This window comes from Enterobacter sp. Cy-643, assembly GCF_011752815.1.
Taxonomy (GTDB): domain Bacteria; phylum Pseudomonadota; class Gammaproteobacteria; order Enterobacterales; family Enterobacteriaceae; genus Cedecea.
In genome coordinates this window covers 1,132,854-1,150,061 of sequence record NZ_VWWV01000001.1, presented here as the reverse complement: position 1 = coordinate 1,150,061, position 17,208 = coordinate 1,132,854, and the positions used below count along the sequence as shown (strand labels likewise).

General features: G+C 56.3%; 15 protein-coding genes. 12 read left to right on the top strand and 3 right to left on the bottom strand.

The features are described from left to right. Positions 1–44: 44 nt before the first annotated feature. Positions 45–713, bottom strand: coding sequence for a phage shock protein PspA (gene pspA / locus F3J29_RS05370; protein WP_038471992.1), 669 nt, complete (start codon positions 711–713; stop codon positions 45–47). A 172-nt stretch (positions 714–885) separates the two neighbouring features. Between pspA and pspF the strand changes: the two genes are divergently transcribed. From pspF to pdeR, 10 genes are all read left to right on the top strand, one after another. Next, complete coding sequence (pspF, locus tag F3J29_RS05365; protein WP_166863616.1) at positions 886–1,884, top strand: phage shock protein operon transcriptional activator; 999 nt, start codon at positions 886–888, stop codon at positions 1,882–1,884. A 114-nt stretch (positions 1,885–1,998) separates the two neighbouring features. Next, a complete protein-coding gene (sapA, locus tag F3J29_RS05360; RefSeq protein ID WP_166863614.1) occupies positions 1,999–3,639 on the top strand; it encodes an ABC transporter substrate-binding protein SapA in 1,641 nt (546 codons plus the stop codon). Then, a complete protein-coding gene (gene sapB / locus F3J29_RS05355; protein ID WP_166863612.1) occupies positions 3,636–4,601 on the top strand; it encodes a putrescine export ABC transporter permease SapB in 966 nt (321 codons plus the stop codon). The genes sapA and sapB overlap by 4 nt, the downstream gene beginning before the upstream one ends. Beyond that, positions 4,588–5,478 (top strand): putrescine export ABC transporter permease SapC, encoded by an 891-nt coding sequence (sapC, locus tag F3J29_RS05350; RefSeq protein WP_008461347.1) that lies wholly within the window; start codon positions 4,588–4,590, stop codon positions 5,476–5,478. The genes sapB and sapC overlap by 14 nt, the downstream gene beginning before the upstream one ends. After that, complete coding sequence (sapD, locus tag F3J29_RS05345; RefSeq protein ID WP_166863610.1) at positions 5,478–6,470, top strand: putrescine export ABC transporter ATP-binding protein SapD; 993 nt, start codon at positions 5,478–5,480, stop codon at positions 6,468–6,470. The genes sapC and sapD overlap by 1 nt, the downstream gene beginning before the upstream one ends. After that, the gene (gene sapF / locus F3J29_RS05340) at positions 6,470–7,276 is read left to right on the top strand and encodes a putrescine export ABC transporter ATP-binding protein SapF (protein ID WP_166863608.1); all 807 of its coding nucleotides are present in this window, start codon (positions 6,470–6,472) and stop codon (positions 7,274–7,276) included. The genes sapD and sapF overlap by 1 nt, the downstream gene beginning before the upstream one ends. Before the next feature lie 276 nt (positions 7,277–7,552). Beyond that, a complete protein-coding gene (gene fabI, locus F3J29_RS05335) occupies positions 7,553–8,344 on the top strand; it encodes an enoyl-ACP reductase FabI (protein ID WP_039294025.1) in 792 nt (263 codons plus the stop codon). 211 nt (positions 8,345–8,555) lie between these two features. Further along, positions 8,556–9,731 (top strand): CMD domain-containing protein, encoded by a 1,176-nt coding sequence (locus F3J29_RS05330; protein WP_166863606.1) that lies wholly within the window; start codon positions 8,556–8,558, stop codon positions 9,729–9,731. Positions 9,732–9,816: 85 nt separating this feature from the next. Then, positions 9,817–11,751 (top strand): exoribonuclease II, encoded by a 1,935-nt coding sequence (locus F3J29_RS05325; protein ID WP_166863604.1) that lies wholly within the window; start codon positions 9,817–9,819, stop codon positions 11,749–11,751. 195 nt (positions 11,752–11,946) lie between these two features. After that, positions 11,947–13,938 carry a cyclic di-GMP phosphodiesterase gene (gene pdeR / locus F3J29_RS05320; protein WP_166863602.1) on the top strand — a complete coding sequence of 664 codons (1,992 nt, stop codon included), beginning with the start codon at positions 11,947–11,949 and terminating at the stop codon, positions 13,936–13,938. On the opposite strand, the gene F3J29_RS05315 is transcribed toward pdeR, so the two are convergent. After that, positions 13,935–14,804: a crotonase/enoyl-CoA hydratase family protein gene (locus F3J29_RS05315; protein WP_166863601.1), complete on the bottom strand. Its 870-nt coding sequence runs from the start codon at positions 14,802–14,804 to the stop codon at positions 13,935–13,937. The two genes, pdeR and F3J29_RS05315, sit on opposite strands and share 4 nt — an antisense overlap. Before the next feature lie 222 nt (positions 14,805–15,026). Here F3J29_RS05315 and yciZ point away from each other — a divergent pair, with 222 nt between their 5' ends. Beyond that, complete coding sequence (gene yciZ / locus F3J29_RS05310; protein ID WP_166863599.1) at positions 15,027–15,209, top strand: protein YciZ/DeoL; 183 nt, start codon at positions 15,027–15,029, stop codon at positions 15,207–15,209. A 298-nt stretch (positions 15,210–15,507) separates the two neighbouring features. On the opposite strand, the gene fsa is transcribed toward yciZ, so the two are convergent. Next, entirely contained in the window at positions 15,508–16,170 is a 663-nt protein-coding gene (gene fsa, locus F3J29_RS05305; RefSeq protein WP_166863597.1) for a fructose-6-phosphate aldolase, read from the bottom strand. Between the two features lie 136 nt (positions 16,171–16,306). Here fsa and F3J29_RS05300 point away from each other — a divergent pair, with 136 nt between their 5' ends. Continuing rightward, the gene (locus tag F3J29_RS05300) at positions 16,307–17,206 is read left to right on the top strand and encodes a glycyl-radical enzyme activating protein (protein WP_166863595.1); all 900 of its coding nucleotides are present in this window, start codon (positions 16,307–16,309) and stop codon (positions 17,204–17,206) included. Positions 17,207–17,208 lie beyond the last annotated feature (2 nt).

The window sequence follows — 17,208 nt, the reverse complement described above, 5'->3', positions numbered from 1 at the left end:
CAGGCTTGCGTCGCGGTACGCCCTGCGCACCGCGGCCTGGATTATTATTGACGATCCTGGTTCATTTTTGCTTTCAGCGCCGCTATCTGAGCGCTGATTTCATCATCGGCCTTCAGCTCGGCAAACTGGGTATCCAACGATTTCTGTTTGCCAAACCCGTGGCTTTCCGCCTCGGATTCCATCTGGTCAATGCGGCGCTCGAAAGATTCGAACCGCGCCATCGCTTCATCCAGTTTACCGCTATCCAGCTGACGGCGAACATCGCGCGAAGAAGAGGCAGCCTGATGACGCAGGGTCAGCGCCTGCTGGCGAGCGCGAGTTTCGCTCAGCTTGTTTTCAAGCTCGCCGATCTCTTTTTTCATGCGCGCCAGCGTTTCATCCACGTGCACAACTTCATTTTCCAGCGTGACGATTAAATCTGTCAGCTTCTGTTTTTCAATCAGCGCGGCACGCGCCAGATCTTCTTTCTCTTTACGCAACGCCAGTTCGGCTTTTTCCTGCCATTCGGCCTGCTGTGCGGTCGCCTGCTCGACGCGGCGGCTCAGCTGTTTCTTCTCGGCCAGCGCGCGGGCTGAGGTGGAACGCACTTCCACCAGCGTGTCTTCCATTTCCTGAATCATCAGGCGCACCAGCTTCTGCGGATCTTCCGCTTTCTCCAGCAGGGAGTTGATGTTCGCATTCACGATGTCGGCAAAACGAGAAAAAATACCCATAATTCAATCCTCTTAGTCATTATCTCAGGTGCAAAGCACGCTGCTCTGGCTGAATATTGCAGCATCCGTGCCAACTTTTTATTTCATTGATTAATAAGGATTCATTGAAATTTGACGCTCCAACAAAACCCGCTATAGTGGTTAAATTAACTAACTATTAGGGAATTTAACCATGCCTGAAAATAAGGACAGCCTCATCGGGGAGGCTAATAGCTTCCTGGAGGTGATGGAACAGGTTTCCCGCCTGGCTCCGCTGAATAAGCCGGTGCTGGTTATCGGCGAACGCGGCACAGGGAAAGAACTGATCGCCAACCGCCTGCATTTCCTCTCCCAGCGCTGGCAGGGGCCGTTTATCTCCCTCAACTGCGCGGCGCTGAATGAAAACCTGCTGGACAGCGAGCTGTTTGGCCACGAAGCCGGCGCGTTTACCGGCGCACAAAAGCGCCATCAGGGGCGTTTCGAGCGCGCGGAAGGCGGCACGCTGTTTCTTGATGAGCTGGCCACGGCCCCAATGCTGGTGCAGGAGAAACTGCTGCGGGTGGTGGAATACGGTGAACTTGAGCGCGTGGGCGGCAGCCAGCCGCTGCAGGTGAACACTCGCCTGGTCTGCGCCACCAACGCCGATTTGCCTGAGCTGGCTGAACAAGGAAAATTCCGTGCCGACCTGCTGGACAGGCTGGCGTTTGACGTAGTGATGCTCCCGCCCCTGCGCGAGCGACGCTCGGATATCCTGCTGCTGGCCGATCATTTTGCGATTCAAATGTGCCGGGAACTTAATCTGCCGCTGTTCCCCGGCTTCACCGACCGCGCCTGCGAGACGCTGCTTAACTATGGCTGGCCGGGCAACATCCGCGAGCTGAAAAACGTGGTCGAGCGTTCGGTGTACCGCCACGGCTCAAGCGATGAAGCGCTGGACAACATTATCCTTAACCCTTTCACTCATAAACCTGCCCCGCTACATCAGGCCAGACAAACGGCTCCGACGAGCCTGCCGGGCCTGCCGCTCGATCTGCGAAGCTGGCAAAACGAACAGGAAAAAAAACTGCTGGAACAAAGCCTGAAGCAGGCAACTTTTAACCAGCGCCGGGCTGCAGAACTGCTGGGCGTGAGTTATCATCAGCTACGAGCGATGCTGAAAAAACACCAGTTAAGCAGCCTGACGCCGGACTGAACGGCGTTTTTTTCATCGTCCTGCGCAGAAAATTGCCGATCGTCACCAGTAATTTTGGGGAGAAGGCAAGAGTGCGATACACTTTGCCCATCACTTGAGATAACTCAAAAACTTATGCGCGGAATGCTCTCCTCCCTGTTACTGGGTTTATGCTGCCTGAGCGGCGCGGCAAGTGCCGCTGCAACCGCTGAAAAACCGGCAGATATTCGCCGCAGTGGCTTTGTTTATTGCGTCAACGGGCAGGTCAACACCTTTAACCCGCAGATGACCAGCGGCGGCCTGACCGTTGACACGCTGGCGGCGCAGCTTTATGACCGGCTGCTGGACGTCGATCCTTATACCTATCGCCTGGTGCCTGAACTCGCGGAAAGCTGGGAAGTGCTGGATAACGGTGCCACTTACCGCTTCCACCTGCGCCACAATGTCCAGTTCCAGACGACGGCATGGTTTAAGCCCTCTCGCGCGTTAAACGCCGATGATGTGGTGTTTACCTTTGAGCGTATCTTCGACCGCAACCATCCGTGGCATAACGTTAACGGCGGCAGCTATCCCTATTTTGACAGCCTCCAGTTCCCGGAAACGGTGAAAAGCGTTCGCAAACTGGATGACAACACCGTTGAATTCCGCCTCAACAAGCCGGATGCCTCCTTCCTCTGGCACCTCGCGACCCATTATGCGTCCGTGATGTCTGCCGAATACGCCGCCCAGTTGACCAAAGCTGACCACCAGGAATTGATGGACAGGCAGCCGGTCGGCACCGGACCTTTCCTGCTCAGCGAATACCGCGCCGGGCAGTACATTCGCCTGGCGCGCAACCAGCACTTCTGGCGCGGCGTACCGCTGATGCCGCAGGTGGTGGTCGATCTGGGTTCCGGCGGCACCGGCCGTCTTTCCAAACTGCTCACCGGCGAATGCGACGTGCTGGCCTGGCCTGCGGCAAGCCAGCTAACTATTCTGCGCGACGATCCGCGTCTGCGCCTGACGCTGCGCCCGGGCATGAATATCGCCTATCTGGCGTTTAACACCAACAAGCCGCCGCTGAATAATCCGGCCGTTCGCCACGCGCTGTCCCTGGCCATTAATAATCAGCGCCTGATGCAGTCTATTTATTACGGCACGGCAGAAACGGCCGCATCCATTTTGCCTCGCGCCTCCTGGGCCTACGATAACGACGCAAAAATCACCGAATACAACCCGGCGAAAGCTCGTGAGCAGTTGAAAGCGCTGGGCGTGGATAAACTGGAACTTCGTCTGTGGGTGCCGACCAGTTCTCAGGCCTGGAACCCAAGCCCGTTGAAAACCGCCGAGCTTATTCAGGCTGATATGGCGCAAATTGGCGTGAAAGTGATTATCGTGCCGATGGAGGGCCGTTTCCAGGAGGCCAGGCTAATGGACATGAACCACGATCTAACGCTTGCCGGCTGGGCAACGGACAGTAACGATCCGGACAGCTTCTTCCGCCCGATGTTGAGCTGCGCGGCGATTGGCTCACAAACTAACTATGCCCGCTGGTGCAACCCGCATTTCGATAGCGTGCTGCAAAAAGCCCTCTCTTCACAGCAGCTTTCCGCCCGCATTGAGGCCTATAACGAAGCGCAGGATATTCTGTCCGCCGAGCTACCTGTACTGCCGCTGGCCTCGTCGTTAAGGCTGCAGGCCTACCGCTATGACATGAAAGGTCTGGTGCTTAGCCCGTTCGGCAACGCCTCGTTTGCGGGCGTGTCCAGGGAAAATGAAGAGGCGAAAAAAGAATGATCATCTTTACGCTACGGCGATTATTGCTGCTGCTGATCACCCTGCTGTTTCTGGCGATGGTCGGCTTTAGCCTCAACTATTTTACTCCCCACGCACCGCTGCAGGGGGCTTCGCTGTGGAACGCCTGGGTGTTCTGGTTTGAGAGTCTGCTGCACTGGGATTTTGGCGTTTCCAGCATCAACGGCCAGTCGATTAACGAGCAGCTACGCGACGTGTTCCCGGCGACGATGGAATTGTGCATTCTGGCCTTCGGCCTGGCGCTGCTGATCGGTATTCCGGTCGGAATGCTGGCGGGCATCATGCGCAATAAGTGGCAGGACAGGCTGATCAGCGCCCTGGCGCTGATCGGTTTTTCGATTCCGGTGTTCTGGCTGGCGCTGCTGCTGACGCTGTTTTTCTCGCTGACGCTGGGCTGGTTCCCGGTTTCAGGGCGTTTTGACCTGCTTTATGAGGTCAAGTCCGTCACCGGTTTTGCGCTGGTGGATGCGTGGCTCTCGGACTCACCTTATCGTAACGAAATGATCGTCAGCGCCCTGCGCCATATGGTGCTGCCGGTCGCCGCTCTGGCCGTTGCCCCGACCACCGAAGTGATTCGCCTGATGCGCATCAGCACCATCGAAGTGTTCGATCAGAATTACGTCAAAGCCGCCGCTACGCGCGGGCTTTCCCGTTTCACTATTTTGCATCGCCACGTCCTTCACAACGCGCTGCCGCCGGTGATCCCTCGCCTGGGCCTGCAGTTTTCAACCATGCTGACGCTGGCGATGATCACCGAAGTGGTCTTTAGCTGGCCAGGCCTGGGCCGCTGGCTGATTAACGCCATTCGCCAGCAGGATTACATGGCGATTTCCGCCGGAGTGATGGTGATTGGCTCACTGGTGATTATTGTTAACGTGCTTTCCGATATTTTGGGCGCTATGGCCAACCCACTGAAGCATAAGGAATGGTATGCCTTACGATAGCGTCTACCGCGAAAAGCGACCGCCAAGCACGCTGCGCCTGACGTGGCGAAAGTTTTATGGCGACACCACCGCGATGATTGGCCTCTACGGCTGCGGCGGCCTGGCCATTTTGTGCCTGTTCGGTGGCCTTTTTGCCCCTTATCAGATTGACCAGCAGTTTCTGGGCTACCAGCTTTTGCCGCCGTCCTGGTCCCGCTACGGTGAAGTTTCGTTCTTCCTCGGTACCGACGATCTCGGCCGCGACGTGCTGAGCCGCCTGCTGAGCGGCGCAGCCCCGACGGTGGGCGGCGCGTTTGTCGTCACGCTCGCAGCGACAATCTGCGGCATCGTGCTCGGCGTGATTGCCGGGTCGACCCACGGCCTGCGCTCCGCGGTGCTGAACCACATTCTCGATACGCTGCTGTCGATTCCTTCCCTGCTGCTGGCGATTATTGTAGTCGCCTTTGCCGGGCCGCATCTCAGTCACGCGATGTTTGCCGTCTGGCTGGCGCTGCTGCCGCGCATGGTGCGTTCAGTCTACAGCGCGGTGCACGATGAACTGGAAAAAGAGTACGTGGTCGCCGCCCGCCTGGATGGTGCTTCCACGCTGAATATTCTTTGGTTTGCCGTCATGCCTAATATTACCGCCACGCTGGTAACGGAAATCACGCGAGCGCTGTCGATGGCGATTCTGGACATTGCTGCGCTCGGTTTTCTCGATCTCGGCGCACAGCTCCCTTCCCCAGAATGGGGCGCGATGCTCGGCGATGCGCTGGAGCTGATTTACGTTGCGCCCTGGACGGTCATGCTGCCCGGCGCCGCCATCATGATAAGCGTCCTGCTGGTTAACCTGCTTGGCGACGGCCTGCGCCGCGCGATTAACGCGGGGGTGCAATAATGCCGCTACTTGATATCCGCAACCTGACCATCGAATTCATGACGTCCGAAGGCTGGGTAAAGGCCGTCGATCGCGTGAGTATGACGCTGGCCGAAGGTGAAATTCGCGGCCTGGTCGGCGAATCCGGCTCCGGAAAAAGTCTCATCGCGAAAGCTATCTGTGGCGTCACCAAAGATAACTGGCGGGTCACCGCCGACCGTATGCGCTTTGACGATATCGACCTGCTGCGGCTTTCGCCGCGTGAGCGTCGCCGCCTGGTGGGGCACAACGTGTCGATGATTTTCCAGGAGCCACAGTCCTGTCTGGATCCTTCCGAAAGAATTGGCCGTCAGTTGACTCAGAATATTCCCGGCTGGACTTATAAAGGCCGCTGGTGGCAGCGCTTTGGCTGGCGAAAACGCCGGGCTATAGAACTGCTGCACCGCGTGGGGATTAAAGATCACAAAGACGCCATGGGCAGCTATCCGTACGAACTGACGGAAGGCGAATGCCAGAAGGTGATGATCGCCATCGCGCTGGCAAATCAGCCGCGCCTGCTGATTGCGGATGAACCCACCAACGCCATGGAGCCGACCACGCAGTCGCAGATCTTCCGTTTGCTAACACGACTTAATCAGAACAACAACACCACCATTTTGCTGATTAGCCACGACCTGCAGATGCTAAGCCAGTGGGCGGATAAAATTAACGTGATGTACTGCGGGCAAACTGTGGAGAGCTCCACGAGCGAAGAGCTGGTCGCCACGCCGCACCATCCGTATACCCAGGCGCTGATCCGCGCGATCCCTGATTTTGGTAGCCCGATGCCGCACAAGAGCCGGTTGAACACCATGCCGGGCGCAATTCCGCTGCTGGAGCAATTGCCGATGGGCTGCCGCCTTGGGCCGCGCTGTCCTTATGCCCAGCGTAAATGCATTGAGGCACCGAGGCTCGAAGGGGCCAAAAATCACCTGTATGCCTGTCATTTCCCGCTGAATATGGAGAGTCAGTAATGGTCGAAACGCTGCTGGAAGTCCGCAATTTAAGTAAGACGTTTCGCTACCGTACCGGTTTGTTCCACCGTCAGCACGTCGAAGCGGTAAAGCCGCTGAGCTTTACGCTGCGCGAAAAGCAGACGCTGGCGATTATCGGAGAAAACGGCTCGGGTAAGTCTACGCTGGCAAAAATGCTGGCGGGGATGATTGAGCCGACCACCGGCGAACTGGTGATTGACGATCACCCTCTCCACTTCGGCGATTACTCCTGGCGCAGCCAGCGGATCCGCATGATATTTCAGGATCCCAGTACGTCTCTAAACCCGCGCCAGCGCATCTCGCAGATTCTCGACTTCCCGCTGCGGCTAAACACGGAACTTGAGCCAGAACTGCGGCAAAAGCGCATTCTGGACACCTTACGCATGGTTGGCCTGTTGCCGGACCACGCCAGCTATTACCCGCATATGCTGGCGCCGGGGCAAAAACAGCGTCTGGGTCTGGCCCGCGCGCTGATCCTCAGGCCGAAGGTCATTATTGCCGATGAAGCGCTGGCGTCGCTGGATATGTCCATGCGCTCACAGCTGATTAACCTGATGCTTGAGCTGCAGGAAAAACAAGGCATTTCTTATATTTACGTGACTCAGCACATTGGCATGATGAAGCACATCAGCGACCAGGTGATGGTGATGCACGAAGGCGAAGTGGTAGAGCGCGGCAGCACGGCCGATGTGCTTGCCTCCCCGCTGCATGAATTGACTAAACGGCTGATTAACAGCCACTTCGGCGAGGCCTTAACCGCTGACGCCTGGCGTAGGGATCGTTAATTTAGACTACTTCGCCACGATCATTCTCCCCCAACTTCTACTAGATAATTTGCGTTGCGGGTAGGCGGCAAGAGAGCAGTTTTCAGGAGCTTACTGAAGTAAGTGATTGAGAAGTGGGCGTGCAGCCAACACCCCTGAGGCTCAAATTATGTCGTGGAAAAGTGGTCGGATTAACGCTTACGCGGGAGTCATGTTAGAATCGCCCGGTCTTAACGTCGGCCTGCCTGTTTTTTCACCTGCTGGCCGCCACAACAATGACTATTAAGGATTAAAGCTATGGGTTTTCTTACCGGTAAACGCATTCTGATCACTGGCGTCGCCAGTAAACTCTCCATTGCCTACGGTATTGCACAGGCGATGCACCGCGAAGGCGCCGAGCTGGCATTCACCTACCAGAACGAAAAGCTGAAGGGCCGTGTGGAAGGTTTTGCTGCCGAGCTGGGTTCAAGCATTGTGCTGCCTTGCGATGTAGCTGAAGATGAGAGCATCGAAGCGCTGTTTACCGAACTGGCGAAAAGCTGGCCGAAATTTGACGGTTTCGTTCACTCCATCGGCTTCGCCCCGGGCGACCAGCTGGATGGCGACTATGTGAACGCCGTTACCCGTGAAGGTTTTAAAATTGCCCACGACATCAGCGCATACAGCTTTGTTGCCATGGCAAAAGTTTGCCGTGAAATGCTGAACCCAGGTTCCGCCCTGTTGACCCTGTCCTACCTGGGCGCAGAGCGTGCTATCCCTAACTACAACGTGATGGGCCTGGCCAAAGCGTCTCTGGAAGCTAACGTTCGCTACATGGCTAATGCCATGGGTCCAGAAGGCGTGCGCGTGAACGCCATCTCCGCTGGCCCAATCCGTACTCTGGCGGCGTCCGGTATCAAAGATTTCCGTAAAATGCTGGCTCACTGTGAAGCCGTTACCCCAATTCGTCGCACCGTAACCATCGAAGACGTAGGTAACTCTGCAGCCTTCCTGTGTTCCGACCTGTCTGCCGGTATCTCCGGGGAAGTGGTTCACGTTGACGGCGGCTTCAGCATCGCAGCCATGAACGAGCTGGAACTGAAAGATTAATTTCTGTTCCTGAGCGAAGCGGGCTGCGGCCCGTTTCGCTATTTCCCCCTGCATTCCTCGCCTGAATCCGATTTAGTTATACCTTTCCGATATTTATTATCACCGATCATTCTTTTGTCACCTCCCGAGCTTGCGCCAGGATAAAACAGCGAACCAGGCCCGGCATCCACGTTGTATCCGGGTCTGCAAACTTTTTGACCAAGGAACGACCATGGAACAACGCCGCTTTTCTGGTAAAAGCCACTGGTATCATGAAACCCAGTCCAGTCTGTGCCCGGCGGATGTACTGCCTTTAGTTCCCGAAGCAGCGCAGGTTGAAGACCGCTTTCTGCTTGATGTAGTCCCTTCTGAAGCGCAATTGATGGTTGAAACCCCGTGGCTTAATGCCGCCCGAGCCGCTGCCGACGTGCTGCTGCCGGAAAGTATTAGCGTGACGCGTTTACACACCCTGAGCAGCTACGATCGCCTGAGCACGGCGCTGACCGTCGCGCAGGTCTATGGCGTCCAGCGCCTCTGTAACCACTATGCCGCTCGCCTTGCCCCCCAGCCCGGTCCCGACTCCTCCCGGGAAAGCAATCGTCGTCTGACTCAGATCACCCAGTTTGCCCGCCAGCTTGCCAGCCACCCCACGCTTATCAACGATAGCGCCCTGACACAGCTGGATGAATGCGGTCTCTCGGTGGACGATATTGTCTCCTTCACCCAGATTATCGGCTTCGTTGGCTTCCAGGCGCGCGCCATTGCCGTCTGGCAAGCGCTGCAGGGGCTGCCCGTTCGCTGGCTGCCGGGACTGGGCGGGCAACAGGACGCGGAACCTGCCCTGTTTACGCCGTATCCGGTCAACTGGCTTCCGGGGCTGGCGCCCGTTGAAATGCGCTATGCCCGTCCGGAACAGCTGGAAGTCTTGAGCATCAGCCAGCCGCTGCGCACCCTGCGTGATATTGCCTGGCTGCTTGCCCACGATGAGCGCGCACTTTCTTACCTCAGCCAGCTGACCCGTCTCTTCTGGCAGACCACCGCGCAGCAACCAGACGATGTGATGCTGGTGGTGATGCTGACGTCACGGATTAACGGCAGCGCAGCCTGTTTTAGCGATGCCGCGGCGGCCTGGCGGGGAGATGCTGGATTACCGGATGCGATGCGCAACGGGGAACGGGCACTTAACGCCTGGAGTCACAATCACCCTCGTGAAAAAGCGATTATTCAGGCCGTGCAGCTGTTAACCCGCGCCCCGGACAGATTTAGCGCCGCGCAGCTTCAACCTTTGTATGAGCAAGGTTTTAGCGAGCAGCAGGTGCTGAAATTGCTGGTTAGTGCCGGGCTGGCCGGGTGGATAAATCGCCTGAAAATTGGCCTGGGAAATACCGCTCAAGCGCTGAATCCATAAGCCTTCACGGCAATCAGCGCTTGCCGCAAGGTACGGTTTCGCGTAAAACTGTCAGCCGCTCTTTTGGCCACGAAAACGAAACGATATGCTTCAGGATAACCCGCTGCTCGCGCAGCTAAAACAGCAACTGCATTCTCAGACTCCACGCGCTGAAGGCGTGGTGAAAGGCACGGAAAAAGGGTTCGGCTTCCTCGAAGTCGACGCAAATAAAAGCTACTTTATTCCACCGCCGCAGATGAAAAAAGTGATGCACGGCGACCGTATCAGCGCCGTCATCCACACCGATAAAGACCGTGAGTCCGCAGAGCCGGAAACGCTTATCGAACCCTTCCTGACGCGTTTTGTTGGCCGCGTTCAGAAAAAAGACGACCGCCTGTCGATTGTGCCAGATCACCCGCTGCTGAGAGATGCCATTCAGTGCCGCGCGGCTCGTGACGTGACCCATGACTTCCAGAACGGTGACTGGGCGGTAGCTGAAATGCGCCGTCACCCGCTGAAGGGCGACCGCGGCTTCTACGCCGAGTTAACCCAATTCATCACCTTCGGCGACGATCACCTGGCGCCGTGGTGGGTGACACTGTCACGTCACAATCTTGAACGCGAAGCGCCGGACGGCGTCGCCACCGAGATGCTTGACGACGGTCTGGTGCGCGAAGACTTAACGTCGCTGGATTTTGTCACCATCGACAGCGCCAGCACCGAAGACATGGACGATGCGCTGTACGTTGAAGACCTTGCCGACGGCAAACTGCAGCTTACCGTGGCCATCGCTGACCCAACGGCGTGGATCGCAGAAGGCAGCAAGCTCGACGGCATCGCCAAAATTCGTGCCTTTACCAACTATCTGCCTGGCTTCAACATTCCAATGCTGCCGCGCGAGCTGTCGGACGATCTCTGCTCCCTGCGCGCCAACGTTGTCCGCCCTGTCCTCGCCTGCCGTATGACCATTGAGCAGGACGGCGCTATCGCCAGCGACATTCATTTCTTCGCCGCGAACATCGAGTCCAAAGCCAAACTGGTTTATGACGACGTGTCTGACTGGCTGGAAGAGAAAGGTGGCTGGCAGCCACAGAGCGACGCTATTGCACAGCAAATTCGCCTGCTGCATCGCGTTTGCCTGGCCCGCAGCGAATGGCGTCAAACCCATGCCCTGGTCTTTAAAGACAGGCCGGACTACCGCTTTGTGTTGGGCGAGAAAGGCGAAGTGCTGGATATCGTGGCCGAGCCGCGTCGTATCGCAAACCGGATCGTTGAAGAGTCGATGATTGCGGCGAACGTTTGTGCGGCCATCGTGCTGCGCGAGAAGCTGGGCTTCGGGATTTATAACGTTCATACCGGCTTCGATCCGGCCAATACTGAACAGCTGGCAACCATGCTGCAAACCCACGGCATCACCGTGGACGCGCAGGAAGTCCTGACGCTGGAAGGCTTCTGCAAGCTACGCCGCGAACTGGACGCTCAGCCAACCGGGTTCCTTGACAGCCGCATTCGCCGTTACCAGTCGTTCGCAGAGATCAGCACCGAGCCAGGCCCGCACTTCGGCCTTGGCCTCGAAGCCTATGCCACCTGGACCTCCCCAATCCGTAAATTCGGCGATATGGTTAACCACCGCTTGCTGAAAGCGATTATTAAAGGTGAAACGGCGACCCGTCCGGCGGAAGAAACCACCGTCCAGATGGCGGAACGTCGCCGCCTGAACCGAATGGCCGAGCGTGACGTGGGCGACTGGCTGTACGCCCGCTTCCTGAGCCCGAAAGCCGGCACCGATATCCGCTTCGCAGCAGAGATTATCGACGTCAGCCGCGGCGGGATGCGCGTACGCCTGGTGGACAACGGCGCGGTGGCATTTATCCCTGCACCGTTCATCCACACGGTACGTGATGAACTGGTTTGCAGCCAGGAAAACGGCACCGTGCAGATTAAGGGCGAAGTGGTTTATAAAGTGACCGACGTTATTGACGTGACTATCGCGGAAGTTCGCATGGAAACCCGCAGCGTTATCGCTCGCCCTGCTGCCTGATTCTGATTTTCACCCTATAAAGCCGGGCGCTCTGCCCGGCTTTTTCATTTCTGTCATCTCAATGTGCAGATATATTGCACATCCTCTGCAAAAACAAGATCTTTTCCTCATTACCGGGGCTTTAACATCGGCCGTCTGTTGCTACTATAAATAATAGATTTAGGTGATATTTTCCCCTGAGGCTCAGGAGCACGAATGAAAGACGATTTGGAGCAGAACCTGCTTTATCGTTACCTGGGGACGACCAGCCCCTACTGGCGTTTACCGGCGGACAGCAACGCCCTCCAGCTGGCGGCCAGCGAAGATTCAGACACCGGCCAGGTGGTGGCGCTGGATATGACCCAGGCCGACGAGATTCGCCAGATGACGGTGATCACCTCCAGCCTGACCATGACGCTGTCGCTGTTCGGCATTGAAGTCCCGGTGCATATGGTCGGCCGCAAAGTGTCTAAACGCGAGTGGGCGGGCACCGCCTCGGCCTGGCACGACACCCATTCGGTGGCTCGCGACCTGGTGCAGGGCCTCTCTTTTGCCGAGCAGGTTGTCTCTGAAGCGAATTCCGTCATTGTCATTCTGGATAAACAGGGAAATATCCAGCGCTTCAACCGGTTAAGTGAAGAATACACCGGGATGAAAGAGCATGAGGTCATCGGTCAGAACGTCTTCAAACTGTTTATGAGCCGCAGCGAAGCCGCCGCCTCAAAGCGCAATATCAGCGGATTTTTTCGCAACGGCAGCTCCTATGAGGTTGAGCGTTGGGTCAAAACCCGGAAAGGCCAACGGCTGTTTTTGTTCCGCAACAAGTTTGTCCACAGCGGCAGCGGCAAAAACGAAATCTACCTGATTTGCTCCGGCACCGACATTACCGAAGAGCGCCGCGCGCAGGAGCGACTGCGGGTGCTGGCCAATACCGATACCATCACCGGGCTGCCTAACCGCAACGCCATTTACGATCTGATCACCGATGCCATCGCCAAACGGGGCGACACGCAGGTTGGTATCGTCTATCTGGATCTCGATAACTTTAAAAAAGTGAACGATGCCTACGGCCATATGTTTGGCGATCAGCTGCTGCAGGCCGTGTCGCTGGCGATTTTAAGCTGCCTTGAGGAAGGCCAGGTGCTGGCGCGTCTCGGGGGAGATGAATTTATCGTGCTGGCAACAAACACCTCTCAGGGCTCGCTGGAAGCGATGTCCTCCCGCATTCTGACCCGCCTGAAGCAGCCCTTCAGGATTGGCCTGATTGAGGTCTACAGCGGCTGTTCGCTGGGTATCTCTCTCGCGCCGCAGCACGGAGATGAACGAGAGAATCTGATTCGCAACGCCGACACGGCAATGTACACCGCCAAAGAGAGCGGCCGCGGGAAGTTTTGTGTGTTCTCTCCCGAGATGAACCAGCGGGTATTTGAGTATTTGTGGCTGGACACCAATCTGCGTAAAGCGCTGGATAACGATCAACTGGTGATCCATTATCAGCCGAAAATGACCTGGCGCGGTGAAGTCCGTAGCCTGGAAGCGCTGGTACGCTGGCAGTCGCCGGAGCGGGGCCTGATTCCTCCTCATGGCTTTATTTCCTATGCGGAAGAGTCCGGCCTGATTGTGCCGCTTGGGCGCTGGGTGATGGTTAGCGTCGTGCAGCAGGTGGCGAAATGGCGGGACAAAGGCATTAATTTACGCGTAGCGGTTAACGTGTCCGCCCGCCAGCTTGCCGATCAGACTATTTTTAGCGATCTCAAGCAGGCGCTGAAGGATCTGAATTTTGAATACTGCCCGATTGACGTTGAGCTGACCGAAAGCTGTCTTATTGAGAACGAAGAGCTGGCGCTGTCGGTCATCAAGCAGTTTAGCCAGCTGGGCGCGCAGGTGCACCTGGATGACTTCGGCACGGGGTACTCGTCTTTATCGCAGCTGGCGCGCTTCCCTATCGATGCCATTAAGCTCGATCAGTCCTTTGTGCGTGACGTGCATAAACATTCCGTGTCTCAGTCGCTGGTGAGAGCCATTGTGGCCGTGGCACAGGCACTGAATTTACAGGTCATCGCCGAGGGCGTGGAAAACCAAAAAGAAGACGCCTTTCTTACCAAGAACGGCGTCAACGAACGGCAAGGTTTCTTGTTTGCAAAACCAATGCCCGCAGCCGTGTTCGAGCGTTGGTTTAAGCGGTATCAGGCCAGAACAAAGCGCTAGCCCGCTTTACGCAGAGTCGTCGACGTATGGCGGTTTTGCAGCATGACCAGCCGTTCCATGTAGGCAATGTCCTTGTCCTCAAGGCAGAATGCGGCATCCACCCAGTCTTCGGTGATGTCCATCAGCTCTGAGCGCGGCAGCTGTAACACACGCTGACGCGCGCGCAGCATGGCCTTCACGCCGTTAAGTTTCGGCTGCAGGGTATCGATGAAGGTGCGCGTGGCCAGGTATCCCTGCCCCGGCTCAAACAGCTGATCCACCAGCCCGTGCTGCTGGTACCACTCCGCCGTGTGTGACTCGCCTTTATAAATCAACTCTTCGGCAAGTTTCATGCCCGAGCGGCGAGCAACCAAAGAGTACGCCCCCATCCCGGGAAACAGGTTGAAGGCAATTTCCGGGAATCCCAGCCTGGCATCGCGCTGCGCCAGCAGGAAATGGTGCGCGAGTGCCGCCTCAAATCCGCCGCCAAGGGCACTGCCCTCAACCATCGCCAGGCTGATCGCCCCTGTATCAAAACCGCGAGACGCAGCGTGCACGCAGTCCACACAGGCGCGGGCATAAGCGCGAAGTGCCTCCCGACGCCCATTACGAATAGTTTCCACAAAAAAGCCTAAATCGCCGCCGGTATTGTACATTCCGGGGACCAGCGAGCCGGTAACCCAGAAATCGACTTTAAATCCGGCCTTCTGGACGATATATCCCAGGTTCATTATTTCCTCGATAAGTCCGTGATTGAAGCAGGGACGCGGGCGGGCACGAAGCATCATCCAGACGGTACGGCGTTCTTCTTCGTAATATCCAGACAGTTGAGTAAAACGTGCAGTATCAGTAAAGAGTTTGCAGGTTGGTTGATTGATAACTGTCATAGCCAGATCCTCATTAAATGAATGTGCGGTAATCGCAGGATCAGACTAATCCACGGCCGTAGTTTGATGAATGCAGCGCAAAGATTAATAATTAATGCTTATATGTTGTGCGATAATTTATTGAAGAATAAGGCTAAGAATTCGCCGACTGCCCTTCTCTTTAACGGCTATTTTTTGCATTATGGATAAATGATTCATTCCCTAACACAGACAGGATTAACCATGCCAACACTGAATCCACAGCAGCTTGCCAAACGTATTGATACCGTGCTGGATATTCTGGTTGCCAAAGATTATGCCTCCGCGATAAACAACCTTGAGATCCTCAAAGCGGAATTGCTGAGCATAAATAACGATGAAAACAAGCAGGACGGCGAGCAAAAAAAATCGCCCTGGGAAATTTAAATTTTCTGGCCAAAAAAGCAGCCCAAAATAAAGGCTGCTTTTTTATACGATCGCAATGAAAGCGTTCAGTGAACCAGACCGATCCAGCCCTGGATGGCCATATAAATTCCCATCGCCGCAATCAGGATACTAAAAGTAAGGCGCTCTTCTCGCCACAGTGTTGAATCCGCGCCAGCGTTTTGCCGGGAACTATACGAAGTGAAGCGTGAAGAAGATCTGGATGTGATCCTGAAAGTGCTGGATTCCTGCATTAAATAGGCTTTAGGTGGAAGCCACCGCGAACGGTGGCCGTAACTGATTAGAGCGTTAATGAGCCGAAAGCACCCTGCCAGTCTTTTTCAAACCCGTCTATCGCCGCCGTCACCGCAGGCGTGACCAGCATCTGTTCGACCACATCAATCGGCAGCGTGATCGCTTCGCAGCCGGCCAAAAGACATGACATCGCCTGGTGCGGCGTGCGGAAGCTGGCTGCCAGCACTTTCGCGTCAGGGGCATGCAGCGTCAGAAGCTGCTGGAGATCCTGTACCATCTGAATCCCGTCCCCGCCCTGAGCATCCAGCCGGTTCACATAAGGCGCAACGTATTCAGCGCCCGCCAGCGCGGCCAGTAGCCCCTGCGTCGCGCCATAAACTGCCGTACCCAGCGTTGGGATCCCGAGGACTTTAAGCTGTTTAAGTGCCGCCAGGCCTTCCGGCGTAGTGGGAATCTTAACAACCAGCCCCGGCACCCGCGTGGTTAGCAGCTGTGCCTCTTTCACCATTTCATCAGCCCGGTTCGCAATCACCTGAGCAAACAGCTGACCTTCCCCCCCCAGCGCGTCCTGCAGCGCAGGCAGCACTTCCCACAGGGAAATTCCCGCTTTGGCAACGATGGATGGATTGGTAGTTACGCCCTGCAGCGGCAGAACACGGGCAAGACGCTTAACGGCGGCAACATCTGCGGTATCTAAATACAGTTCCATTACGCTCTCCAGAATTAGAGTCATCTCTCACTGAGCGCATCATAACCCGACTGTCGATTGTTTAGCTGATCAATATCAATATAGCCTTCATTCGAAAGTAATTTAATTTACGAAAGAAACAAAGAAGGAAGATGCCATGCTGTTCAATATTCAGCGTTACTCCACGCACGATGGCCCGGGGATCCGTACGGTCGTCTTCCTGAAAGGATGCTCGCTAGGCTGCCGCTGGTGCCAGAATCCCGAGAGCCGTAGCCGCGAATGCGACGTTTTGCTGGACCGCCGTTTGTGCCTCAACGGATGCGAACTTTGCCAGCAGGCTGCACCGGACGTGATTTCCCGTGTAGACAACGAACTGCTTATTGCCAGGGGCAAACTCGATGCAAACGCGATCAATGCCCTGCGAGCGTGCTGCCCTACCCAGGCGTTGACCGTCTGCGGCGAAGTGAAAACGGCGGATTCTATTATGGCCACCGTGCTGCGCGACAAACCTTTTTATGCCCGAAGCGGCGGCGGCATCACGCTCTCCGGCGGGGAACCTTTTATGCAGCCAGACCTGGCGCGTGAACTGCTCCAGCGCAGCAAAGAAGCCGACCTGCACACCGCCGTGGAATCCTGCCTGCACGTGCCGTGGAAATACATTGAACCTTCATTACCTTTTTTGGATTTGCTGCTGGCGGATCTCAAGCATGTAGACAAAGCGCGCTTTCAGCAGTGGACCGACGGCAACGCCGAACGCGTGATGGATAACTTTCGCAAGCTGGCCGCCCGCGGCGTAGAGATGACCATCCGCGTGCCGTTGATTCCCGATTTTAACGCCGATGAACGTTCCATCCGCGCCATTAGCGATTTCGCCGCCGACGAAATTGGCGCGAAATCCATTCATTTTCTGCCTTATCACACCTTAGGGATTAACAAATACAACCTGCTGGGTCAGCCCTACCTGGCCGCCAGCAGGCCGCTTGATGCACCAGACCTTCTGCACTTCGCCGAACAGTACGCCAGCCAAAAAGGCATGACAGCCTGGATTAGAGGATAATC